Consider the following 21,515-nt stretch of genomic DNA (forward strand, 5'->3'; position numbering starts at 1 on the left):
CGGGTGGATAAGCATATCTTTGGCCAATGTCAGGTCACGTAACCTGATCCTCGCCAGATGACACACCAGTCGTGGCAGTTGTATCCGCATCGCTTGCGGGTGAGATGCTGTCATTCCCGCCTGTCGGCGACAAGGTCAGCGGTGAGGGATCCGCCGGCGATGGTTGCTGACCGGGATGTGGTGGTGCTGGCGGATCGCCTGCCGGGGGAGCCTCGGCCGCGGGCCAACCTTGGGCATGCTGCAAATAGGTCAGATGCCCGTCATGCAACTCCGTAACATAGATTTCCGTCAGGATCGGATGATCACCCCAGACCTCGTCTGATCGGGTGTTGACCGGGTTAACGCCCGCATCGCGCTGGGTATACTGCCATTCCGGGTTTTCCGGGGCGGCGATATCGTTGCGCAAGCCCAGCGACCAGTGTTCCCAACTGTACCAGTGATCAGAGGCCATCACGATCTTGTAGTTGGTCGGTGCCACAGCAGGGGTCAGGCCATTGACAATCATGCACAGCTTGGCAAAGGCCAGACGACAGGTGCGCTCGGCATTTTCATCCAACTCTATGATCGCACGGTTGAAGTTCTCTGCGATGACCGCGGCCTGATTGTTGGCCGCAGCATTGGCGTTAAAAGCCACATGGACCCAGCCGGTGAAACCATCGCGAAGCCCGGTCATGATGCCCGCCGCGTTGCGCGCAATGGCGCGATCAAAAATCTCGGCGGGTTCGGCGTTGCCGTGCGCACTAGGTCCGCCACACAATGCCCATCCCCAGCATGCGGCATCGGGGTAGGGATCAACAAAACCCGGATCAAGTTCAACACCCGCCCCAAGTTCGGCAGATGCCAGCCCCCTTAATTGCAAGTCGCTCAGCTGCGCCATGGTTACCTCTCATCAAAACGCGGTTACCAGATCGACGCAAAACAGACGGTCTTGTGAGACAAAAAAGGCGGCCTCAACGAAGGCCGCCCTTTTAATCAAGATTTATAACAATCGATAATCAGTCCGCGACAGATGCAGTCTGGGTCAGGCTGTCAAAGAACTCCTTGCGGCCCAGGGTGCCGGAAACCTTCCCATCGCGGGTGAGGATGACCGGGTTCTGGGTGATAGAGCGCATATCAATCAGATCCTTAAGCAGCACATCATCCTGTGCGACAAACACAATCGAATTGTCGGTTGCATCCAGTTCACTTGGCAGCGTGCCGTCATAATTGATCAGCTTAAGCTCGCCCCGTTCGCCATTATTGGCAGAGCGCACAACGCCATCCTGAAGCGTGACGCGGATATTGGCATCTTCCAGCATAAGCTCGCCAGCACCGGCTTTCTGGTCGCGACTGATGCGATGCATGATCGCGCGGCCGCGCAGGATGTTGACCGGGTTCATATGTGCGACAAAGTCAGCGACATAGTCGTTTGCCGGACGCAAGGCGATATCTTCGGGCGTACCGTGCTGGACGACATAACCACCTTCCATGATGGCAATCGAATTGCCCAGTTTCATGGCTTCATCAAGATCATGGCTGACAAACAGGATGGTCTTGTTGAGCTTTTCCTGAAGATCAAGCAACTCGTCCTGCAGCCGGTTACGGATCAGCGGATCAAGGGCCGAGAACGGTTCGTCCATCAGAAGGATCGGCGCATCGGTGGCAAAGGCGCGCGCCAGTCCAACGCGTTGCTGCATGCCGCCGGAAAGTTCATGGGCATATTTGGTCGCCCATTGATCCAGACCAACAAGGGCAAGCTTTTCACGCACGATATCGCGGCGCTCGGTCGGGCCCATGCCACCAAGCTCAAGGCCAAAGCCGACATTGTCTTCAACCGTGCGCCATGGAAACAGCGCGAATTGCTGGAAGACCATGGCGACATTTTTACGACGCAGGTTTCGAAGTGTTGCGGAATCACAGCTCGTGACATCCACCATGTCATCACCCGCACGCACACGAAGCGATCCGCGCGATACGGCATTCAGCCCATTTACACAACGCAGAAGCGATGACTTGCCAGACCCCGAAAGCCCCATCAGGACACAGATTTCGCCTTCCGGAACGTTGAAGCTGACATCGGCAACACCAAGAACATTGTTGGTGGCGGCCGCAATCTCTTCGCGGGTTTTGCCCTCGTCCAGCAGTTTAAGGGATTCTGCCTGACGGTTACCAAAGATCACGTCGATATTATCGAATTCAACAGCATTGCTCATGATCACTGCCCCGAAGTTTCGTTGTTGTCACGACGGCAGATGCGATCAAGCACGATGGCCAAAATCACAATCGCAAGACCCGCTTCAAAGCCCTGTGCGATATTCACTGTGTTAAGTGCGCGCACAACCGGCTTGCCCAGACCATCTGCACCGACAAGGGCGGCAATCACCACCATCGACAGCGACAGCATGATGCATTGCGTAAGCCCCGCCATGATAGACGGCATCGCGGACGGCAATTCGACCTTGAACAGCAACTGGCGCGGCGTACAGCCAAAGCTCTCACCGGCTTCCAGAAGTGCCTTGGGGGTATTTGAAATGCCAAGATGGGTCAGGCGGATCGGGGCGGCAATCGCAAATATCACAGTCGAAATAAGGCCGGGAACCACACCCAGACCAAACAGGATCAGGGTCGGGATCAGATACACGAAGGTCGGGATCGTCTGCATCAGGTCAAGAACCGGACGCATTGCCTGATGAAGCCAGGGACGGTGGGCGGACGCCACGCCAAGCGGCACACCGATCAACATGCAAAACAGCGTCGCATAAATGACAAGGGCCAGCGTTTCCATTGTTTCTTCCCAGTAGCCAAGATTGACCACCAGCAACAGCGACAGAACCGTAAAGGCCGTCAGTTTCCATGATTTGTGCACAACAGCCGCCAGGACGCCAAAGGCGGCAATGATCAGAAGCGCGGGCAACCAGACCAGGAAATCAATGGTGTTTTCGATAATGAACTCGAGAACATCCGAAATGGTATAGAACACGAAGTCGGCATGTTCGTTCAGCGCATCCATCAGGGACGATATCCACTGTCCCAGCGGAATCTTCGTTTCCGTGAGCCATTCCATGCGAAAATATCCGTTCAATGAGAATTAAGAAAAATGCATCCGATGCGCCCGGATCGACCTTGGGTCAGAGGCGGGCGCATCGGTAAAATCAATCGCGGTGCTTAAAGACCAAGACCGGATTTCAGAGCTGCTTTGGCGTCGCCACCGTCAAAGGTGGTCACACCGTCAAGCCATGCCATTGCTGCATCCGGGTTGGCTTTGAGCCATGCGGTCGCGGCTTCTGCCGGATCGGTGCCTTCGTTCAGGATCGCGTCCATGATTTCGTTTTCCATGGCGAGGCTGAATTTCAGGTTGGTAACGAATTTGCCAGCATTCGGGCATTCGTCAGTGTAACCGGCACGCAGGTTGGTGTGAACAGTCGCACCGCCAAAGTTCGGGCCAAACACGTCATCGCCGCCATCAAGATAGGCCATGTCGTATTTCGCGTTCATCGGGTGCGGTTCCCAACCGAGGAAAACGATGAACTGATCGCGCGAGGATTTGCGCTTTACCTCGGCCAACATGCCCTGTTCCGAGGATTCAACGAGTTCAAACTCGCCAAGACCAAACTGGTCGCTATCGATCATGTCCTGGATCAGGCGGTTGCCGTCATTGCCCGGTTCAATGCCATAGATTTCGCCATCCAGTTCGTCATGGAACTTGGCGATATCAGCAAAGTCTTTCAGACCGGCGTCAAAGGCATTCTGGGTGACAGCCAGCGTGTATTTGGCACCTTCAAGGTTGGCACCGGTTGATACGACCGTGCCTTTGTCGAGATAGGGCTGAATATCAGCAGCCATGGTCGGCATCCAGTTGCCCAGGAAGACGTCAACGTCGCCATTGGCAAGACTGGTATAGGTGACCGGAACCGACAGAAGTTCGGTTTCAGCAGTATAGCCGAGTGATTCAAGAATCACCGATGCGGTTGCCGTGGTGGCCGTGATGTCGGTCCAGCCAACATCAGAGAAAGTCACGGTTTGGCAGGCTTCGCTATCAGCGGCTTTCGCACCGGCGGCACCCAGAAGGGTGGTCGCAATGATGGTGCTGCCAAGCAGGCGGCCGAACGTGGAAAGATTGGTCATGCTTCTGGTTCTCCCTTGTATAAACCTAATGTTACTGATGACCGGATAGGGCCGGTCACCAGAAGACTCTCGGTTCCGGAGGCCAGACGAACATCAACGCAACATAGATGTCGCCAACACTCGCCCAGAGCCGTCAACACGTTCCCCCGAACGTGATTAACGGGCCGGAATAATCACAAAAAACAGCCGCATTGCCGCGCAGCAAAGGCTAAAAGCCCTGAGAAACGCGCCGCAAATGCCGACGTGTTTTTATTGATTGATTGTTCAATTAAATTACAGCATATTCTGGTTACGTCAATTGCGAAGGACTAAAAACTGCGTTTTATGCTGTTGCAGCGACGGTAAACCCTTCGCAACGCAGAGGATTGGATGAATTAATGCCCAAGGTTGGTATGCAGCCTGTTCGCCGCAGGCAGTTGATCGACGCGACGATTGAAACCATTCATAGCCACGGATTCGCCGATACGACGATTGCCCGTATCGCGAAGGCTGCGGGGATGTCGTCTGGGATTATTTCGCACTATTTTGGTGGCAAGAACGCGTTGCTTGAAGCAACCATGCGCTCCCTGATGCAGGATTTGCGCAACGATTATCTGGTGCGTCTGGCGACGGCCAAGACGCCGATTGATCGCCTTGAAGCGATCATTAACACCAACTTCAACGAAGAACAGTTCACACCACAGGTGACTGTGGCTTGGCTGTCATTCTGGGCACAGGTGCCATTTTCCGATGCGTTGAGTCGGCTGAACAATATCTATTTTCAGCGGCTGGCCTCAAACCTGCGCCATGAATTGCGTCAATTGACGACCGAACAATGTGCTGATGACATTTCAGCTGTAATCGCCGCCATGGTGGACGGGATCTGGGTGCGCACCGGCCTGTCTCACGGCAAATCCGATATCGCAGGGGCGCGCAAAATGGTGCTGGGCACCTTGCACATGTATCTGGCGAATTCGCCAGCCCGATAGATGCAACCGACCCACAGAAACGTTCAAGGCTGCCGATCAAACGTGCAGCCAGCAGGAGTTTTAAGATGAGCCTTTATCAAATCCAGAATTTCATCAACGGCAAGAAGACCCAGGGGTCGGGCGCGGAAATGGTAACGCTGAATCCCGCGACCAACACCGTTCTTGCAAAGGGCCACGAAAGTACCGCTGCTGATGTTGATGCCGCAGTCAAGGCTGCCCGCGCCGGGTTCGAGATTTGGAAAAACACCCCGGCTGCCGAACGCGCACGTGTGCTGTTCAAGGCCGCCCAGATCCTGCGTGACCGCAATGATGAACTGGCACTGGTTGAAACCCGCGATACGGGCCGTGCCATTCAGGAAACCGAAATTGTCGATGTGATTTCCGGTGTTGAATGCCTTGAATATTTCGCCGGCGTCGCCGGAAGCCTTGCGGGCGAGCATATCGATCTTGCCGGTAACTTTGCCTATACCCGCCGCGAAGCAGTTGGCGTTTGTGGCGCCATCGGTGCCTGGAACTATCCGATTCAGATTGCTTGCTGGAAGGCAGCACCGGCACTGGCATGCGGTAATGCGGTTGTCTACAAACCGTCTGAAACCACGCCGCTTTCTGCCATCGCTGTGGCCGAAGCCCTTCAGGAAGCCGGTCTTCCCGATGGCGTTTACAACGTTGTGCAAGGCGCGCGTGAAAGCGGTGCCGCGCTGGTTGAACATCCCGGCGTTGACAAGATTTCCCTGACCGGTTCGGCCGCAACCGGTGCCAAGGTCGCATCCGTTGCTGCTGGCGGCATGAAGGCCGTCACCATGGAACTTGGTGGCAAATCGCCGATGATCGTGTTCGAGGATGCCGATCTGGACAATGCAGTTTCCGGCGCGCAGATGGCGAATTTCTATTCATCGGGTCAGATTTGCTCGAACGGAACGCGTGTGTTTGTCCATGAAAGCGTTGCCGATGCCTTCATCGAAAAGCTGATCGCACGGTCCAGGGGGCTTGTTCTTGGCGATCCGGAAAAACCTGAAACCCAGGTTGGTCCGATCGTCACCAAGGCGCAGTATGAACAGGTCATGTCCTATATCGAAAAGGGTAAGGCAGAGGGCGCAAAATGCGTCCTTGGCGGCCATGCCGTGTCGGAGGGCATGCCAGAAGGCGGGCTTTTCGTTGCGCCGACCGTCTTTACCGATTGCACCGATGACATGGCCATCGTGCGCGAGGAAATCTTTGGTCCGGTAATGTCGGTACTGACCTTTAGCGACGAAGACGAAGCGATCAAGCGCGCCAATGACACCGAATATGGTCTGGCAGCAGGTGTGTTTACCAAGGACTTGTCGCGCGGTCATCGCGTGGTTGCCCGGCTTGAGGCCGGTACCTGCTGGATCAATACCTATAACATCACCCCGATCGAGATGCCGTTTGGCGGTGTGAAGAAGTCGGGCGTTGGCCGTGAAAATGGCCGTGCGGCAATTGAATATTACACCCGCATCAAATCCGTTTATGTCGAAACCGGCGATGTCGAGGCCCCTTACTAAGGGCCTTTGATCAACGAACGTCGCCAAATACTCACCGGCTGCCCACACAGCAAGACCAAACAAGGGATCAGAAATGACGACCCCAACGACCACTGAAAACTACGATTACGTGATTGTCGGATCCGGTTCGGCAGGGGCTGTGCTTGCCAACCGACTGACCGAAGACCCGGAAGTAAAGGTACTGGTTGTTGAAGCCGGGCCGAAGGATCACTGGTGGGACTGGCGCATTCATATGCCGACCGCGCTGTCTTATCCGATGCAGTCGGAAACCTATAACTGGGCCTATTGGACAACCCCGCAGTCCAATCTGAATAACCGGCGCATGGAAACCCCGCGCGGGCGTGTTTATGGCGGCTCCAGCTCGATCAACGGGATGGCTTATGTGCGTGGTCATGCCCTTGATTACAATCGCTGGGCCGAAGAAGACACCGCCCTTAAGGAATGGGATTATGCCCGTTGCCTGCCGTATTTCCGCCGTGCGAATACCCGTAATGAGGACACCGAAGGCGACGAATATCACGGTGGTGATGGCCCGCTGCATGTGACGACCGGTGCATGCCAGAACGACTTGCACAAGGCATGGATAAAGGCCGGGCAGCAGGCCGGGTATGAATTTACCCCGGATCAGAATGGCTATCGTCAGGAAGGTCTCGGGACCATGGATATGACGGTCTATAGGGGCCGTCGCTGGTCAACGGCGCGGGCTTATTTGCATCCGGCGATGAAACGTCCGAACCTGACCGTCTATCACAAGGCTTTGGCGCAAAGTATTGTTTTCGAGGGGAAACGTGCCATTGGTCTTGATTTCACCCATCAGGGCGAACTCAAGCGCGCGGTTGTCGATCGCGAAGTGATTGTCTCTGCCGGATCCATCAACTCGCCAAAACTTCTGATGCTTTCGGGCATCGGGCCTGCGGACCATCTGCGCGAACACGGCATTGATGTTGTCCATGATTTGCCCGGTGTTGGTGAAAACCTGCAGGACCATCTGGAACTGTATGTTCAGATGGAATGCACCAAGCCGATCAGCCTCAATAGCAAGCTTGATTGGTGGAACAAGCTCAAGATCGGTGTTGAATGGTATCTGTTCAAAACCGGCCTTGGTGCGACCAACCATTTTGAGGCCGGTGGATTTATCCGCTCAAAGGCGGGTGTGAAACATCCGGACCTGCAATATCACTTCATGCCGGCCGCGATTAACTATAACGGCTCCAAGGCGGCGGAAAAGGATGGCTTCCAGGCCCATATCGGCCCGATGCGCTCCAAATCGCGTGGAACGGTGCGTCTGGCATCCGGCAATCCGAAGGATCGACCAATCATTGATCCGAACTATATGAGCCACCCGGATGACTGGGAAGAAATGCGTGCATCGGTTCGCCTGACCCGTGAAATCTTTGCGCAGGATGCCTTTGCCGATCTGCGCGGTGGTGAAATCGCCCCGGGCAAGGATATCGAAACCGACGAGCAGATTGACGCATGGGTCGCCGACCACGCCGAAAGTGCCTATCACCCGTCTTGCTCGTGCAAGATGGGCAGTGACGAAATGTCGGTGGTCGACGAGAAAACCCGTGTGCATGGCATCGAAGGACTGCGTGTGGTCGATAGTTCGATCATGCCGTCCATCGTGACCGGCAACCTTAATGCCCCGACCATTATGGTTGGTGAAAAGGCTGCTGATATCATTCGCGGGAAAACACCGTTGGCGCCGTCCAATGCGCCGTATTTCGTGCATCCCGAATGGGAAACCAAGCAGCGCTAATACCGGCCGTTTCAAATGGTCTGATGATTTCCCCGGTCCGTCATGGGATGGATCGGGGAATTTTGTTTAAGTCCACTGGCGCGTCTGCGGCGTCAGGCGCATTGTGAGGTGCCATAAGACTCTGATTCTCAATGCACGATTACCTGAAATCCGCAAGATCCATCACCGCAGGTATCACGCTTTGTTGGCAGCTTTACGCAATCGTTATGCTTTGACTTGGCCGGTTTTTGCATAATCGGTGAAAAGCGGGTTTAAGGCCGGAAAATGGGCAGTTTTTCCTTGATAGGTAGGCCGGATTGGGCAGGATAAGCCAACATCCATTTACAAATATGAGGGTTCCTCATGTTCACCCCGAACTTGCTGACCGCCAACGACCGGGCAGGCCGCTATCCTGATTCCTATTACGCCGCGACGGCGAATGCGATTGCACCCTTTGCCAGGCTTGAGGGGGATCAGACCTGCGACATTGTCGTCATTGGTGGCGGCTTTACCGGGCTGTCATCGGCACTGCATCTGGCAGAACGTGGCTATGACGTGATCCTGCTGGAAGCCCATCGTGTCGGTTGGGGCGCATCGGGACGCAATGGCGGGCAAGTCGGTTCGGGCCAGCGCCGCGAGCAGGACGAACTTGAACAAATGGTCGGGCGCGATGATGCGCGCAAACTCTGGGACATCGCCGAAGAGTCCAAGGACGTTGTCAAATCCCTGATCGCAAAGCATGACATCAAGTGTGACTGGAAACCGGGCATCTTGCATGCCGACCATCGTGCGCGCTTTGTCGAGCATACCCACGCCTATGCCGATAAGCTTCAGGCCGAATATGGCTATGAAGATATCCGTTCTGTTGACCGCGCAGAAATGCGCGAGATGCTTGGTACCGAATTTTATCATGGTGGGTCGCTTGATGTGGGGGCGGGGCATTTGCACCCGCTGAACTTTGCACTTGGCCTGGCCGACGCTGCGCGTGCGGCCGGGGCGCGGATATGCGAAGGAACGGTTGTCACCGGCTATGAAAATCAGGCGGGCAAGGTTACGGTTAAAACCGAAAACGGCGCTGTTGTGACAGCGAACAAGATGATCCTTGGTTGCAATGGTTACCTTGATGCGCTGGAAGATCGTGTGGCGAAGCGTGTTATGCCGATCAATAATTTTGTCATCGCCACCGAGCCACTTGGTGATGATCTGGCGCGCGAACTGATCCGTGATGACGTGGCAGTCGCCGACTCAAAATTCGTGATCAACTATTACCGGCTGAGTGCCGATAAGCGCATGCTTTTTGGCGGTGGGGAAACCTATGGCTATAACTTCCCGCGTGACATCAAGGCGTTTGTTTCACCGCATATGCTTGAAGTCTATCCGCAGCTTAAAGATGTGAAGATTGATTATGGCTGGGGCGGGACATTGGCGATCACGATGAACCGCATGCCGTTCTTTGAAAAGCTTGACGATAACGTTTTCACCGCGACGGGCTATTCCGGCCACGGGGTCGCCATGGCGACACTGGCAGGCCAGATCATGGCAGATGCGGTGGCCGGTACTGTTGAGCGGTTTGACGTCATGGCCAACATCAAAACCCCGGTCTTCCCGGGGGGCAAGATGTTGCGTTTCCCGATGCTGGTGGCCGCCATGCTGTGGTATTCGATCCGCGACAAGCTTTAAAAGTCCCGGCTTTGATCCCAACGGGGAATAAGCAGGCGCGGGCGGCTATGCTGTTTCGCGGCTGCGACTTTCAGTTTCACCGTCGCCGGTTTCATCGTTGTCAGCTGTTGGTGTCAGGGGGCGCAACCCTTCAGACGCGCCGCGTGCGGTAAGTCTGGATTTGGTTTTCTTCCAGTTGTCGGGGTTGAGTGCCAGCGTCGTTGCGTCACTGAATGATACTTCATACCCACGGTTCAGGGCGGCCTGCATGCTTGCATTCACGCAGTAATCACCATCAAGCCCGACGATGATCAGTTTTCCGACCTTTTGTTGATCAAGAACGCGGTCCAGTTCGGGCTCACTAAACCCGTCCGCACGTGCCTTGACGATATCATGGTCGATGTCGCCATTGATCCGTGCATCCAGATCAAGACCTTCGGATTTGGGGCTGCCCCGGCCTTCGTTCAAAAACTTCATAAGCAGGTTCATATACCATCCGCGGAATGTCTGGCGGATGGAAATGACGGGGTATCCGTTGGCATTTGCGGTTTCGACCAGATCATTGATCGCTGCAATCCGTTTTTCGACCAGGTCAGGGTCATAGGCATTCTTGCCGGTCGCATTGGTGAAGTCCTCTTGCAGGTCAACAATCAACAGCGCGCTATTGGGGCGCTTAGACGGATTGATCTTTTTGCCTGTGCTCGGGGCCAAGTGATGACGGTGGCCATAAATCGCGTAAGCGATGGCACCAACCAGCAAAACGACAATAAGAGTGATCAATGACCACATTTTCCGGCTCCCCGTTCAGGCGTCGCAAGTCTCGTTCAATGTGTTGGAAAATCTGACTGCACACCGCACCGGGAAAGACGCGCATCACAGGTTGATGTGCCCCGGTCATAAGTTGCCGGGGCTGGTCAGCTATCTCCAACTGTGTGAATGCCGGGGACATTTGGCACGCGTTTTCAAAAGCCTCTTGATCAGGGGCCTAACCGTGAGATGTTCCGGCATTCGCCATAACCATATGAAATATTGATCATTTCCTTTTGTCAACTTGGCCGACAAAAGACACAGCGCTTCCTTGGGTTGAAGTGCCGGGTTACAGCTTAGATAACAAAACGTTCCGGAATTAGTTTGGTTCCCAGTTTGATACCGGGTCGTAGCGTTCGCCCTTGGACAGGATGACGCCGTTATGGGCTGCGATGCCGACTTCGAAGCTTGAAGCAATGCGAAGGGCGCGTTCCATGAAGTGTTTGGCTGCGGGTTCTTGGCAATATTCCGACAAGGTCTCGGCAAAGAGTTGCAGCCAGCGATCAAAATGATGTCGGGTGATCTTAAGTGGTAAATGCTTTTGCATCGGGCGACCGTCATAGTTGCCCGTCGCAAGCGCGACCGATGACCAGAACATCACCATGCGATCCAGATGATGATCCCAGTTTTCGATCTTTTCATCAAAAACAGGGCCAAGCATATCGTCTTCGCGCACCTTGGCATAAAAGCCATGCACGATGTTCTTGATCATGTCCTGATCAATGCCGGTATCTTCCTTGATGCGGCGCGTGGCAATTTCGCGACGTTCCTTGATTTCGGCAAGAGTTGGTTGTTTGTCGGACATGATAGGGGCCTGTTCAGTACGCGGTCTGGAATTGCTTTAATTCATAAGGCAATTGTTGGACATGACATATGTCACTTCACGGTCGAACGCAAACAGATCGCCGTGCCCGGCAAATGTGATCAGGCAAACCGGTCGTGCAGGCCGTAGTAGCGATAGCCAACTGATCGTGCCACGCGGCGCAATGACGGCATGGGAAATTTCCCCATGGGAGTTGTCAAGACGCTGCCCAGATCCTCGTCGTCGCTGATGCCCAGCATGCGTTCCGCCAAAAGCTTGCCACCCAGACTTGCCATTGCAACGCCGTTGCCGTGCCACGCAAGGGCCGTCCAGACGTCATGATGGCCGGGAACCCGCCCGATATAGGGGCGCCAACTTTGCGACAGACAGGCAAGACCATTCCAGTGATGGGTAAAGGCGACATCCTGCCATGCCGGGAACATGCGTTTGAAATTATCCAGAAGATCGCTTTTCCCCGCCGCAAAGGCCTTGGGGGTTGCGGTAATGCCGCCGCGTCCGCCAAACAGAAAACGGTTGTCGGGAAGCTTGCGGAAATAATGCAGCAGGATGCGGCTGTCAAAAGCCATCAGGTCGCTGGTCCAGCCTTGATCTTCCAGCTCATCCGGGCGGAGGGGACGTGTGATCAGAATGCCGGAAAAGACAGGCATTAAGCGCCCGCCAATCCAGTCGGGCAGGTTTTCTGCACTATAACCGTTGGTGGCGATGATGATCTTCGCGGCACTGATTTCTGTTTTGCCTGCATAAAGGCGATATGTATCGCCATCTTCATCAAATCGTTCAATTGTGGCCTGTCCGAATATCCGGACACCTGCGCGCAAGCATTGTTCATGCAGGCCTGCAAGATACTTCATCGGGTTAAGGCCAAAACCGGCTTTGACATGCAATCCGCCATAGGTTTCCGCCGCATGGAGACCGCGTTCCTTCAACGCATCACGATCAAGAAGCTCTGTCTTGATGCTGGTGAAATGGGCGATTTCCTCTGCCTCGTGCTTAAGCTCGGCAACCCGGTTGGGTTTGTGCGCAAGAACCACTTCACCGTTCGAATGGCGGTCAGCATCGATGTTCCAGCTATTCAGGCGATGGTCCACCAAATTGATGGCATCGCGTTGATGTCGGGCAAACTGTTTTACCGCGTCATCACCAAAGGTCTTTGCCAGTTGCCCAAGCCCCTTGCCACTGCCGCCCATGCAGCAAAAACCGCCATTGCGCCCGGATGCGCCCCATCCACTGCGTCCGGCATCAAAAACCGAAACATTGGCCCCGTTTTGTGCCAGTTCCAACGCCGCCGACAGACCGCAATAACCACCACCGATGATGGCGATATCGGTTTTAAGCTGGCCTTCTTCGGGCAGCTTTTCGCAGGCCGGAAGCGGGGATGCGCTTTCGACCCAATAGCTGTCAGGCAGGGTGTCGGTGCGATAGGCGGCGGGCTGATAGATGCGGTGTAGCATGGTGGGCTCTTCTGGGTGTTTGGGTGTTTGGGTGTTTGGGTGTTTGGGTGTTTGGGGGTCTGGGGTCTTGGGGCCTGTGGGGCAGGCGTCATATGGAGTAGTTTGGGGCTCTATAACCGAAATACCCGGCGATGATAGCTCATGCCGGGTATTTGTGTAAGTTCCTGTAATCGAAACCGGATTACATCTTGCCAAGCTTCTTCGCAGTCTCGTCAAAGGCCGCACGCGCCCGTTTGACCAACTCGTCGATTTCTTCCTTGGTGATGCAAAGCGGCGGGGACAGGACCATGCGATCGCCACATGCGCGCATGATCACGCCATTGGCAACACAGGCATCACGGCACATGGTGCCAACCGTTCCCGGCTTGTCAAAGCCCTTGCGGGTTTTCTTGTCATCAACCAGCGGCATACCGGCAATCAGGCCAACGGTTTCAACCGCGCCGACCAGCGGATGGTCTTCAAGGGTTTTCAGCGCATTGGCAAAATATGGGCCGATATCGTCCTTGACGCGTTCGACCATTTTTTCTTCGCGCAGGATGCGAATGTTTTCAAGCGCCACAGCCGCACATGCCGGATGACCGGAATAGGTAAAGCCGTGAGTGAATTCGCCACATTCATTGATCAGAACATCGGCAACGCGATCACCAACCATGACGGCCGAGATCGGCAAGTAACCTGATGACATGCCCTTGGCCATCGGCATCAGGTCCGGCTTGATGTCAAAGGTGTCGCAGCCAAACCATTCGCCGGTACGGCCAAAGCCACAAATGACTTCATCCGCGATCAGAAGGATGTCGTACTTTTTGCAGATACGCTGAATTTCCGGCCAGTAGGTTGACGGCGGAATGATCACGCCGCCAGCACCCTGGATCGGTTCGCCGATAAAGGCGCCCACGCGATCCGCGCCAAGTTCCTCGATCTTTTCTTCAAGCTTGCGCGCAGCAATCAGGCCGAATTCCTCGGGGGTGTGATCGCCGCCTTCGCCGTACCAGTATGGCTGATCGATATGAACGATATCGCGCACCAGCGCGCCGCCCTGCGAATGCATGCCCGACATGCCGCCAAGCGACGCGCCAGCAACGGTCGAGCCGTGATAGGCGTTCTTGCGGCTGATGATATGGGTACGCTCCGGTTTGCCCTTAAGGTTCCAGTACTGGTGCACCATACGGACAACCGTGTCGTTCGCTTCCGAGCCGGAATTGGCATAGAAAACGTGGTTCAGGCCTTCTGGCGTGATTTCGGCAAGAACTTTGGAAAGCTCGATTGCCGGTGAGTTCGCGCACTGGAAGAAGTTGTTGTAATAGGGCAGTTCCAGCATCTGCTTATAGGCAGCTTCAGCCAGTTCCTTGCGTCCGTAGCCGATATTCACGCACCACAGGCCAGCCATGCCATCAAGATAGCGATTGCCGTTGGAGTCCTCGATAAAGACGCCTTCGGCACGGGTAATGACACGGGTGCCGCGATTGTTCAGGTCCGCCGTATCGGTGAACGGATGAATGTGGTGAGCCTGATCAATGTCCTGCCAATAGGCGGTTTTGTCGAAATTATTCATAACGTCTCCTGGCAGCGGGGCTGCTCTGCTTTCGTGCGATATGTTGAACATCTGACACTAGTGTTCGTTTTTTCGAACACCTTTGCAAGAGGATTTTTCGACAATCTTTTTGAGTGGATCGAGGTTGGTTTTTGTTATCCACCGGTTGATATAGAGCATTCGGGTGTGACGGTTTGCTCCAAGCCTGAGAAATTGTGCACTGCGTGATTTGCACGATATATCGAACGAAGGGCTTGACCATGGCAGTCCGGCACGGCACGATGCCTGCTGATTAAGAACAGGCTATTTCTGGGAGTATAAGACGATGAACAAGTCGTTCGTCGAAGACAGTAGGGCAGAAGCCCAACGATTCTTTGAAGAAAATCCGGATGTCGAACTTGTTGAGTTGCTCATTCCCGACATTAACGGTGTGTTTCGCGGCAAGCGAATCAGCAAACAGAAATTCCTTAAAAGCTTTAGTGAGGGTGTAACCCTGCCAGGCTCGATGTGCCTTGTCGACATTACCGGTGACAACCCCGAAGGTACGGGCCTTCTTTGGTCGAGCGGTGACCAGGATAATCTGGCAAAACCGATCCCGGGAACCCTTTGCCGCGTGCCTTATGGTGAATTGCCGCTCGCACAGGTGATGATGAACCTGCATAACCTTGATGGCACCCGGTTCTTTGCCGATCCGCGCAATGTTTTGCAGGGCGTTGTTGATCGCATGGCCGCAGACGGTTTTTATCCGACTGTCGCCCTTGAACTTGAATTCTATCTGGCCGATCAGAACCAGGAAACCGCCGCACCGCTGCCGCCGCAGCCACTTGGTGGCGGGATTGCATCGGATGGTGTGCAGGTTTATGGCCTGCAACAGATCGAGGATTTCGAAAAAGTCCTGCATGATGCAGTTGCCGAACTGAACCGTCAGGGCATTCCGGCCGATACCATCGTTGCCGAAGCAGGCCCCGGGCAGTTTGAAATCAACCTTGGTCACGTGACGGATCCGATGTTGGCCGCCGATCACGCCATGCAGCTCAAACGCGTGGTTAAGGGCATTGCCTGGGATCACGGCGTGACCGCGACCTTTATGGCAAAACCTTATTCCGATCAGGCGGGCAACGGTCTGCATATCCATGTTTCACTGCGTGACGAGAACGACAACAACGTTCTGTCCCCGGTTGGCGATGAGGAAGTGTCGGACAATCTGCGCTTTGCAATTGGCGGCCTTCAGGAGAGCATGTTCGAAAGCATGGCGATCTTTGCGCCAAACCCGAACTCTTTCCGCCGTTTCCAGAACAAGGCCTATGCGCCGATGTCTCCGAACTGGGGTTTGAACAACCGTACCGTGGCACTTCGTATTCCGGCTGGCAGCCCAAAGGCCGCACGTGTCGAACATCGTGTATCAGGGGCCGATGCCAACCCGTATCTGGTTCTGGCCTGCGTTCTGGCTGGCATGCATCACGGCATGAAGAACAAGCTTGATCCGGGCGAGCCGACCGTTGGCAACGGCTATGAGCAGCATGGCGGCAAGATTGTCCCGCGCAGCATGATTTCGGCCCTCGACCGGTTTGTCGAAGGCGATATCGTCAAAGACTATCTTGGCGAACGTTTTGTCGAGGTGTTCGATATCTGCCGTCGCGCCGAATATGACGAATTCTTCGCCGAGGTCACCCAGCTTGAATATCGCTGGTATCTCGACGCGGTATGACCAGACAAAACAACAATAAAGTTCGATAGGGAAAAGACGGGAATGTCACAAAAGGTAGGGGATCGTCTGAAGGCGGTGCGCAGCATGTACGGGCTGTCGCAGCGTGAACTGGCACGCCGTGCCGGTGTGACCAACAGCACGATCTCGACGATTGAACAGAACCGGGTCAGCCCGTCTGTTGATAGTCTGGCCAAGGTTCTGGCTGGCATTCCCATGAGCCTGATTGATTTCTTCACCATCGACCTCGATGCCGGTGAAGAAATCTTTTTCAAGAAAGAAGACCTTGTCGAACTTTCTGACGGGACGATGTCGATGCGTCTTGTCGGGGCATCGCGCAAGGACCGTAACTTGCGCGTGCTCCACGAAACTTACCCTGCGGGCGGGGATACTGGTGACAACCTGATTGTCCAGAAGGGCGAGGAAGCCGGTGTTGTTGTCCGCGGCAAACTTGAAGTGACTGTGGGCGAACGGGTCAAGGTGCTTGGTCCCGGCGATGCCTACTACTTCAATGCAGAAATTCCACATCGTTTCCGAAATGTGGGTGACGGGGAATGTGAAGTCGTCAGTGCTGCGACGCCTCCGTCATATTGATGACAGATCATTGGGCCATAGTGCCCATATGCAACGATCAAACTTGAAAAATATCCAAACGCGCCATCCGTCAGGAGACTTTCGATGACCAATCCGATGAATTTTGAACAGTTGACCGCACAGGCCAAAGCCCTTGATTTCCGCAACAAGGCCTTCATCAACGGTGCCTATGTTGATGCGGCCTCGGGCAAGACATTTGATTGCATCAGCCCGCGCGACGGTTCAGTCCTGACCAAGGTTGCCGAATGTGACGTCGAAGACGTCAATCGTGCGGTGGCATCTGCGCGTGCCGTGTTTGAAAAGGGAAGCTGGTCCGAAGCCGCGCCTGCAAAACGCAAGGCGATCATGCTTCATTTCGCCGATTTGCTTGAAAAGAACGCTGCCGAATTGGCACTTCTGGAAAGCCTTGACATGGGCAAGCCGATCACGCTGGCTGCGCGCGATGACATTCCGCTGTCCTACAAATGCATTCGCTGGTACGCCGAGGCGATTGACAAGATCTATGACGAAATTTCTCCGGCTGGTGCCAATGAAATCGGCATGATCACCCGTGAACCGCTGGGTGTGGTTGCGGCTGTTGTGCCATGGAACTTCCCGCTGATGATGGCGGTCTGGAAACTTGGCCCGGCCTTGGCAATGGGGAACTCGATCATCCTCAAGCCAGCTGAACAATCGCCGCTGACCGCGCTTCGTGTTGCGGAAATCGCGGTTGAAGCAGGCCTGCCGGAAGGTGTCCTGAACGTGGTTCCGGGCTTTGGCCCGACCGCAGGCAAGGCGCTTGGCCTGCATGAAGATGTTGATTGCGTGACCTTTACCGGGTCTGGTGAAGTCGGCAAGCTGTTCCTGCAGTATTCCGGTCAGTCGAACATGAAGCGCGTCTGGCTTGAGTGCGGTGGCAAAAGCCCGAACATCGTGTTGGCTGATTGCCCGGATATGGACGCGGCTGCCGCGGCGGCAGCGGGCGGTATCTTCTATAATCAGGGCGAGGTCTGCACGGCTGGTTCGCGTTTGATTGTCGAAGAAAGCATCAAGGACGAGTTCATCGAAAAAGTGGTCGCTGCGGGCGCGAAAATGCAGCCGGGTGACCCGCTTGATCCGCAAAGCCAGATGGGTGCTATTGTCGATGAAAGCCAGATGAACCGTGTTCTGGGCTATATCGAAAAAGGCTCCAGCGAGGGCGGCGTCCTGCGTACTGGTGGTAAGCGGGTCCGCACCGAATCCGGTGGCTACTATGTTGAGCCGACCGTGTTTGATGGCATCAAGAACGACATGACAATCGCCAAGGAAGAAATCTTTGGCCCGGTCCTGTCGGTTATTTCGGTCAAGGACTGGAAAGAAGCTGTTCAGACCGCAAATGATACGCCATATGGTCTGGCCGCAGCAGTCTGGACGCGTGACATCAACAAGGCGCACCTGACGGCAAAGAAACTGCGTTCGGGTCTTGTCTGGGTCAATTGCTGGGACGGTGGTTCAATCACCATGCCGTTTGGTGGTTACAAGCAGTCCGGTACCGGACGTGACCGTTCCTTGCATGCGCTCGACAAATATTGTGAAGTCAAATCAACCTGGATTGCCCTTGGCAACGGTTAAGGGGCCGGTTCCTATTGACGGCTGATGGGCAGCGTCCGGGGACGGGACAAGGAATTGGGAAGGATTGAGAAATGAGCAGCACCGGGGTCATTGACACCAAGGGTGGTGATAACGCCTTCACGGCAAAATCCGTGCATCAAAACACCAGCGAACCGATGTATTCCGGCGCGCTGTCTTTCATGCGCCGTCGCTATTCACGCGATCTCAATGGGATTGATGTCGCTGTTACCGGTATTCCCTATGATCTGGCGACGTCCAGCCGTCCGGGCACGCGTCTTGGCCCGCAGGGTGTGCGTCGGGCATCGACCAACCTTGCGTGGGCACCGCATTTCCCGTCCGGGCGCGACATCTTTGCCGAGATGGCCGTGATTGATTATGGCGACATGGTCATTGACCCGGGTCATCCGGAAAAACTACCGGAAATGATCGAGGATCACGCACGTGACATCGTGCAGTCAGGTGCCAAGATGCTCACCATTGGTGGTGATCACTTCGTCACTTACCCGATCCTGAAGGCACATGCCGAAAAATACGGCGATGGCATTTCACTCATCCAGTTCGATGCGCATTCCGACACCTGGGAAGATGACGGCGATCGGATTGATCACGGCACCATGTTCTGGCATGCCGCCCAAAAGGGCATCGTTAATCCGTCGAAATCCATCCAGGTCGGCATTCGGACCCACAATGAATCGACCCACGGGTTCAATATCCTGTATGGCCCGGATGTTCAGTCGATGTCGATTGACGCCATCGTTGAAAAGATCAAGGCCACGGTTGGCGACAACCCGGCCTATATCACCTTTGACATTGATGGGCTTGATCCATGCTATGCGCCGGGAACCGGTACGCCGGTTCTGGGCGGTTTGACCAGCCATCAGGCTGTATCGATCCTGCGTGGTCTTGCGGGGCATGTGAACCTGATCGGCAGTGACGTGGTCGAAGTTTCCCCGCCATATGATGTTTCGGACATCACATCGCTTGCCGGTGCCACCATGGCGTGGGAAATGCTGAACATTCATGCGGTTAACCGCGCAAAGTAATCTGACGCTCCAGATATATCTTTTTCAAGGGCCGGTATCATTTCACGATACCGGCCCTTGTTTTTTCATTTTCCTGTGCTCTGATAGCGGGCAGAAAAAGAAACGAAGACAGGAGACAAGGAAATGAAACCAATCGCAATTTCGCGCCTGACCATCTGTGGCATCGACGAACTGCCCACCCATCGCAGCCATGGTGTCACCCATGTCCTGTCTGTGCTTGATCCCGAACGTGAAGACCCGACCATTTTTGGCAATTTTGATCCGCACGAACGCACCATCCTGCGTTTTCATGATGTGATCGAGGACAAGGAAGGCCGTCCGGCCCCGACCAGGGCCGATGTCGAAGCAATCCTTGGTTATGGTGAAACCCTGATCGAAAGTCGCGCGGATCGTCAGGATGGGCATTTGCTGGTGCACTGTCATATGGGGGTGTCGCGTTCGACGGCGGCGATGATCACGCTGATGGCGCAGTGCGAACCGGATCGTGACGAGGACAGTATCTTTACCACCATTCGCGAAATGCGCCCGATTGCCTGGCCGAATTCGGTGATGATTGGCTTTGCCGATGAACTCTTGGGGCGCGAGGGGCGACTGACTGCGGCCCTGCAGCGCCACTATGCACTGCAATTGGAACGTGATGCGATGTTTGAACGCTGGATGACGGAACTGGAACGCGCGCGCGAGATCGAGTTTGGCCGCGCCCTTGGTAAACAAAACGCATGATGGTTGATGCGCACGCAGATTGATCGGGTTTTGGTTTGCGTGCGCAATTGAATCGATTTAAAAGGCGGTGGGTCCCACAGACCATACAATATCGGTCCGCCAGTTTGCGGACTTTCCGAACGGAGAAACGTCATGACAGCCAAAGCTGTTTGTCTTGGGGAACTGCTGATTGATTTTGTTCCGACGGTGACCGGAACCGGTCTTGCCGATGCCCCGGCCTTTGCCAAGGCCGCCGGTGGTGCGCCGGGAAATGCGGCTGTGGGCCTTCAGCGTCTTGGAATTGAAACTGGCTTTATCGGTAAACTCGGCGATGATGCCTTTGGCCATTTTCTGGTTGATACCCTCAGGGCCGACAATGTCGATACATCGGGCATTGTCCTGACCAAGGAAGCGCTGACCGGGCTTGCGTTCGTGTCCCTGCGTGCCGATGGGGAACGTGAATTTTCATTCTATCGCAGCCCGTCAGCCGACATGTTGCTGAGCATTGCTGATCTTGATCAGGACATGCTGAAATCGACCGATCTGTTCCATTACGGAACGCTTTGCATGATCGATGATGATCCGCGTGCTGCCACGCTTGAAGCGATTAAAATCGCGCGTGAAAACGGCGCGATCATTTCGTGCGATCCGAACCTGCGCCTGCCGCTTTGGCCGAGTGAGGAAAAGGCCCGCGAAATACTGCGTCTGGCGATCAGTCAGGCCGATGTCGTCAAGATGTCGGACGAGGAAATCACCTTCGTTTCCGGCGAGGATGATCTTGAAGAAGGTATCAAGGATCTGTGGTGTGATCAGTGGCGTGCAATGATTGTGACTTACGGTCCCAAGGGATCGCGTTACATCACGCCGGCTTTCGATGGTTTTGTGCCGTCCTTTGAAATCACTGCCGTCGATGCGACCGGGGCAGGGGATGGCTGCACGGCAGGGTTCCTGTCACGCCTGCTGAAGGATCCGGAACTTCTGGGTTCCGAAGACAAACTTGCCAACGCGTGCCGCTTTGCCAATGCGGTCGGCGCGATCACGGCAACCAAGCGCGGTGCGATCAACGCATTGCCGACGGAAAAAGAAGTCGAAGACTTTCTTTCGAACCGATAAGATCACAGGCGTAAATGAAAAATCACGCGACGGCCATAATCTTGCCGCCGCGTGCTGCAAACTGTCCCACACATGGTTTGAAACGCGTGTTAGCCTGTTGGCAATAGCACCGTATTGTTATGAATAAATTTGAATGGGCCGAGGGTGGTATGTCTGCTGATAAA

General features: G+C 54.9%; 18 protein-coding genes. 10 read left to right on the forward strand and 8 right to left on the reverse strand.

The features are described from left to right. Positions 1-34: 34 nt before the first annotated feature. The 4 genes from B2R48_RS13910 to B2R48_RS13925 form a co-directional block, all read right to left on the reverse strand. Complete coding sequence (locus B2R48_RS13910; protein WP_297001478.1) at positions 35-877, reverse strand: hypothetical protein; 843 nt, start codon at positions 875-877, stop codon at positions 35-37. A 118-nt stretch (positions 878-995) separates the two neighbouring features. After that, on the reverse strand, positions 996-2,192 hold the full coding sequence (choV, locus tag B2R48_RS13915) for a choline ABC transporter ATP-binding protein (RefSeq protein WP_062954464.1): 1,197 nt from the start codon (positions 2,190-2,192) through the stop codon (positions 996-998). Between the two features lie 2 nt (positions 2,193-2,194). Next, on the reverse strand, positions 2,195-3,043 hold the full coding sequence (gene choW / locus B2R48_RS13920) for a choline ABC transporter permease subunit (RefSeq protein WP_062954467.1): 849 nt from the start codon (positions 3,041-3,043) through the stop codon (positions 2,195-2,197). Between the two features lie 101 nt (positions 3,044-3,144). After that, positions 3,145-4,104 (reverse strand): choline ABC transporter substrate-binding protein, encoded by a 960-nt coding sequence (locus B2R48_RS13925; RefSeq protein WP_297001481.1) that lies wholly within the window; start codon positions 4,102-4,104, stop codon positions 3,145-3,147. A gap of 377 nt (positions 4,105-4,481) precedes the next feature. Between B2R48_RS13925 and betI the strand changes: the two genes are divergently transcribed. The 4 genes from betI (at position 4,482) to B2R48_RS13945 (ending at position 10,013) form a co-directional block, all read left to right on the forward strand. Further along, positions 4,482-5,072 carry a choline-binding transcriptional repressor BetI gene (betI, locus tag B2R48_RS13930; protein ID WP_297001485.1) on the forward strand — a complete coding sequence of 197 codons (591 nt, stop codon included), beginning with the start codon at positions 4,482-4,484 and terminating at the stop codon, positions 5,070-5,072. Between the two features lie 65 nt (positions 5,073-5,137). After that, positions 5,138-6,595, forward strand: coding sequence for a betaine-aldehyde dehydrogenase (gene betB / locus B2R48_RS13935; RefSeq protein ID WP_297001487.1), 1,458 nt, complete (start codon positions 5,138-5,140; stop codon positions 6,593-6,595). A gap of 73 nt (positions 6,596-6,668) precedes the next feature. After that, positions 6,669-8,354 carry a choline dehydrogenase gene (gene betA, locus B2R48_RS13940; protein WP_297001490.1) on the forward strand — a complete coding sequence of 562 codons (1,686 nt, stop codon included), beginning with the start codon at positions 6,669-6,671 and terminating at the stop codon, positions 8,352-8,354. A 342-nt stretch (positions 8,355-8,696) separates the two neighbouring features. Next, complete coding sequence (locus B2R48_RS13945) at positions 8,697-10,013, forward strand: NAD(P)/FAD-dependent oxidoreductase (protein WP_297001492.1); 1,317 nt, start codon at positions 8,697-8,699, stop codon at positions 10,011-10,013. Between the two features lie 45 nt (positions 10,014-10,058). On the opposite strand, the gene B2R48_RS13950 is transcribed toward B2R48_RS13945, so the two are convergent. From B2R48_RS13950 to B2R48_RS13965, 4 genes are all read right to left on the reverse strand, one after another. After that, positions 10,059-10,781: a cysteine hydrolase gene (locus B2R48_RS13950; RefSeq protein WP_297001494.1), complete on the reverse strand. Its 723-nt coding sequence runs from the start codon at positions 10,779-10,781 to the stop codon at positions 10,059-10,061. Positions 10,782-11,118: 337 nt separating this feature from the next. Then, on the reverse strand, positions 11,119-11,604 hold the full coding sequence (locus tag B2R48_RS13955; protein WP_062954480.1) for a group III truncated hemoglobin: 486 nt from the start codon (positions 11,602-11,604) through the stop codon (positions 11,119-11,121). Positions 11,605-11,723: 119 nt separating this feature from the next. After that, complete coding sequence (locus tag B2R48_RS13960; protein ID WP_297001498.1) at positions 11,724-13,073, reverse strand: NAD(P)/FAD-dependent oxidoreductase; 1,350 nt, start codon at positions 13,071-13,073, stop codon at positions 11,724-11,726. Between the two features lie 181 nt (positions 13,074-13,254). Further along, positions 13,255-14,625 (reverse strand): aspartate aminotransferase family protein, encoded by a 1,371-nt coding sequence (locus B2R48_RS13965; RefSeq protein WP_213473337.1) that lies wholly within the window; start codon positions 14,623-14,625, stop codon positions 13,255-13,257. Positions 14,626-14,929: 304 nt separating this feature from the next. On the opposite strand from B2R48_RS13965, the gene B2R48_RS13970 reads away from it, so the two are divergent. The 6 genes from B2R48_RS13970 (at position 14,930) to B2R48_RS13995 (ending at position 21,351) form a co-directional block, all read left to right on the forward strand. After that, positions 14,930-16,312 carry a glutamine synthetase family protein gene (locus B2R48_RS13970; RefSeq protein WP_062954486.1) on the forward strand — a complete coding sequence of 461 codons (1,383 nt, stop codon included), beginning with the start codon at positions 14,930-14,932 and terminating at the stop codon, positions 16,310-16,312. 42 nt (positions 16,313-16,354) lie between these two features. Next, positions 16,355-16,903, forward strand: coding sequence for a cupin domain-containing protein (locus B2R48_RS13975; protein WP_297001504.1), 549 nt, complete (start codon positions 16,355-16,357; stop codon positions 16,901-16,903). Between the two features lie 84 nt (positions 16,904-16,987). Beyond that, entirely contained in the window at positions 16,988-18,493 is a 1,506-nt protein-coding gene (locus tag B2R48_RS13980) for an aldehyde dehydrogenase (protein ID WP_213473336.1), read from the forward strand. A gap of 71 nt (positions 18,494-18,564) precedes the next feature. Next, entirely contained in the window at positions 18,565-19,536 is a 972-nt protein-coding gene (gene speB / locus B2R48_RS13985) for an agmatinase (RefSeq protein ID WP_062954493.1), read from the forward strand. 123 nt (positions 19,537-19,659) lie between these two features. Next, positions 19,660-20,259 carry a tyrosine phosphatase family protein gene (locus tag B2R48_RS13990; protein WP_297001508.1) on the forward strand — a complete coding sequence of 200 codons (600 nt, stop codon included), beginning with the start codon at positions 19,660-19,662 and terminating at the stop codon, positions 20,257-20,259. 132 nt (positions 20,260-20,391) lie between these two features. Continuing rightward, positions 20,392-21,351 carry a PfkB family carbohydrate kinase gene (locus B2R48_RS13995; protein ID WP_297001511.1) on the forward strand — a complete coding sequence of 320 codons (960 nt, stop codon included), beginning with the start codon at positions 20,392-20,394 and terminating at the stop codon, positions 21,349-21,351. Positions 21,352-21,515: the final 164 nt, after the last annotated feature.

This window comes from Thalassospira sp. UBA848 (genome assembly GCF_002295455.1).
Lineage (GTDB): Bacteria > Pseudomonadota > Alphaproteobacteria > Rhodospirillales > Thalassospiraceae > Thalassospira.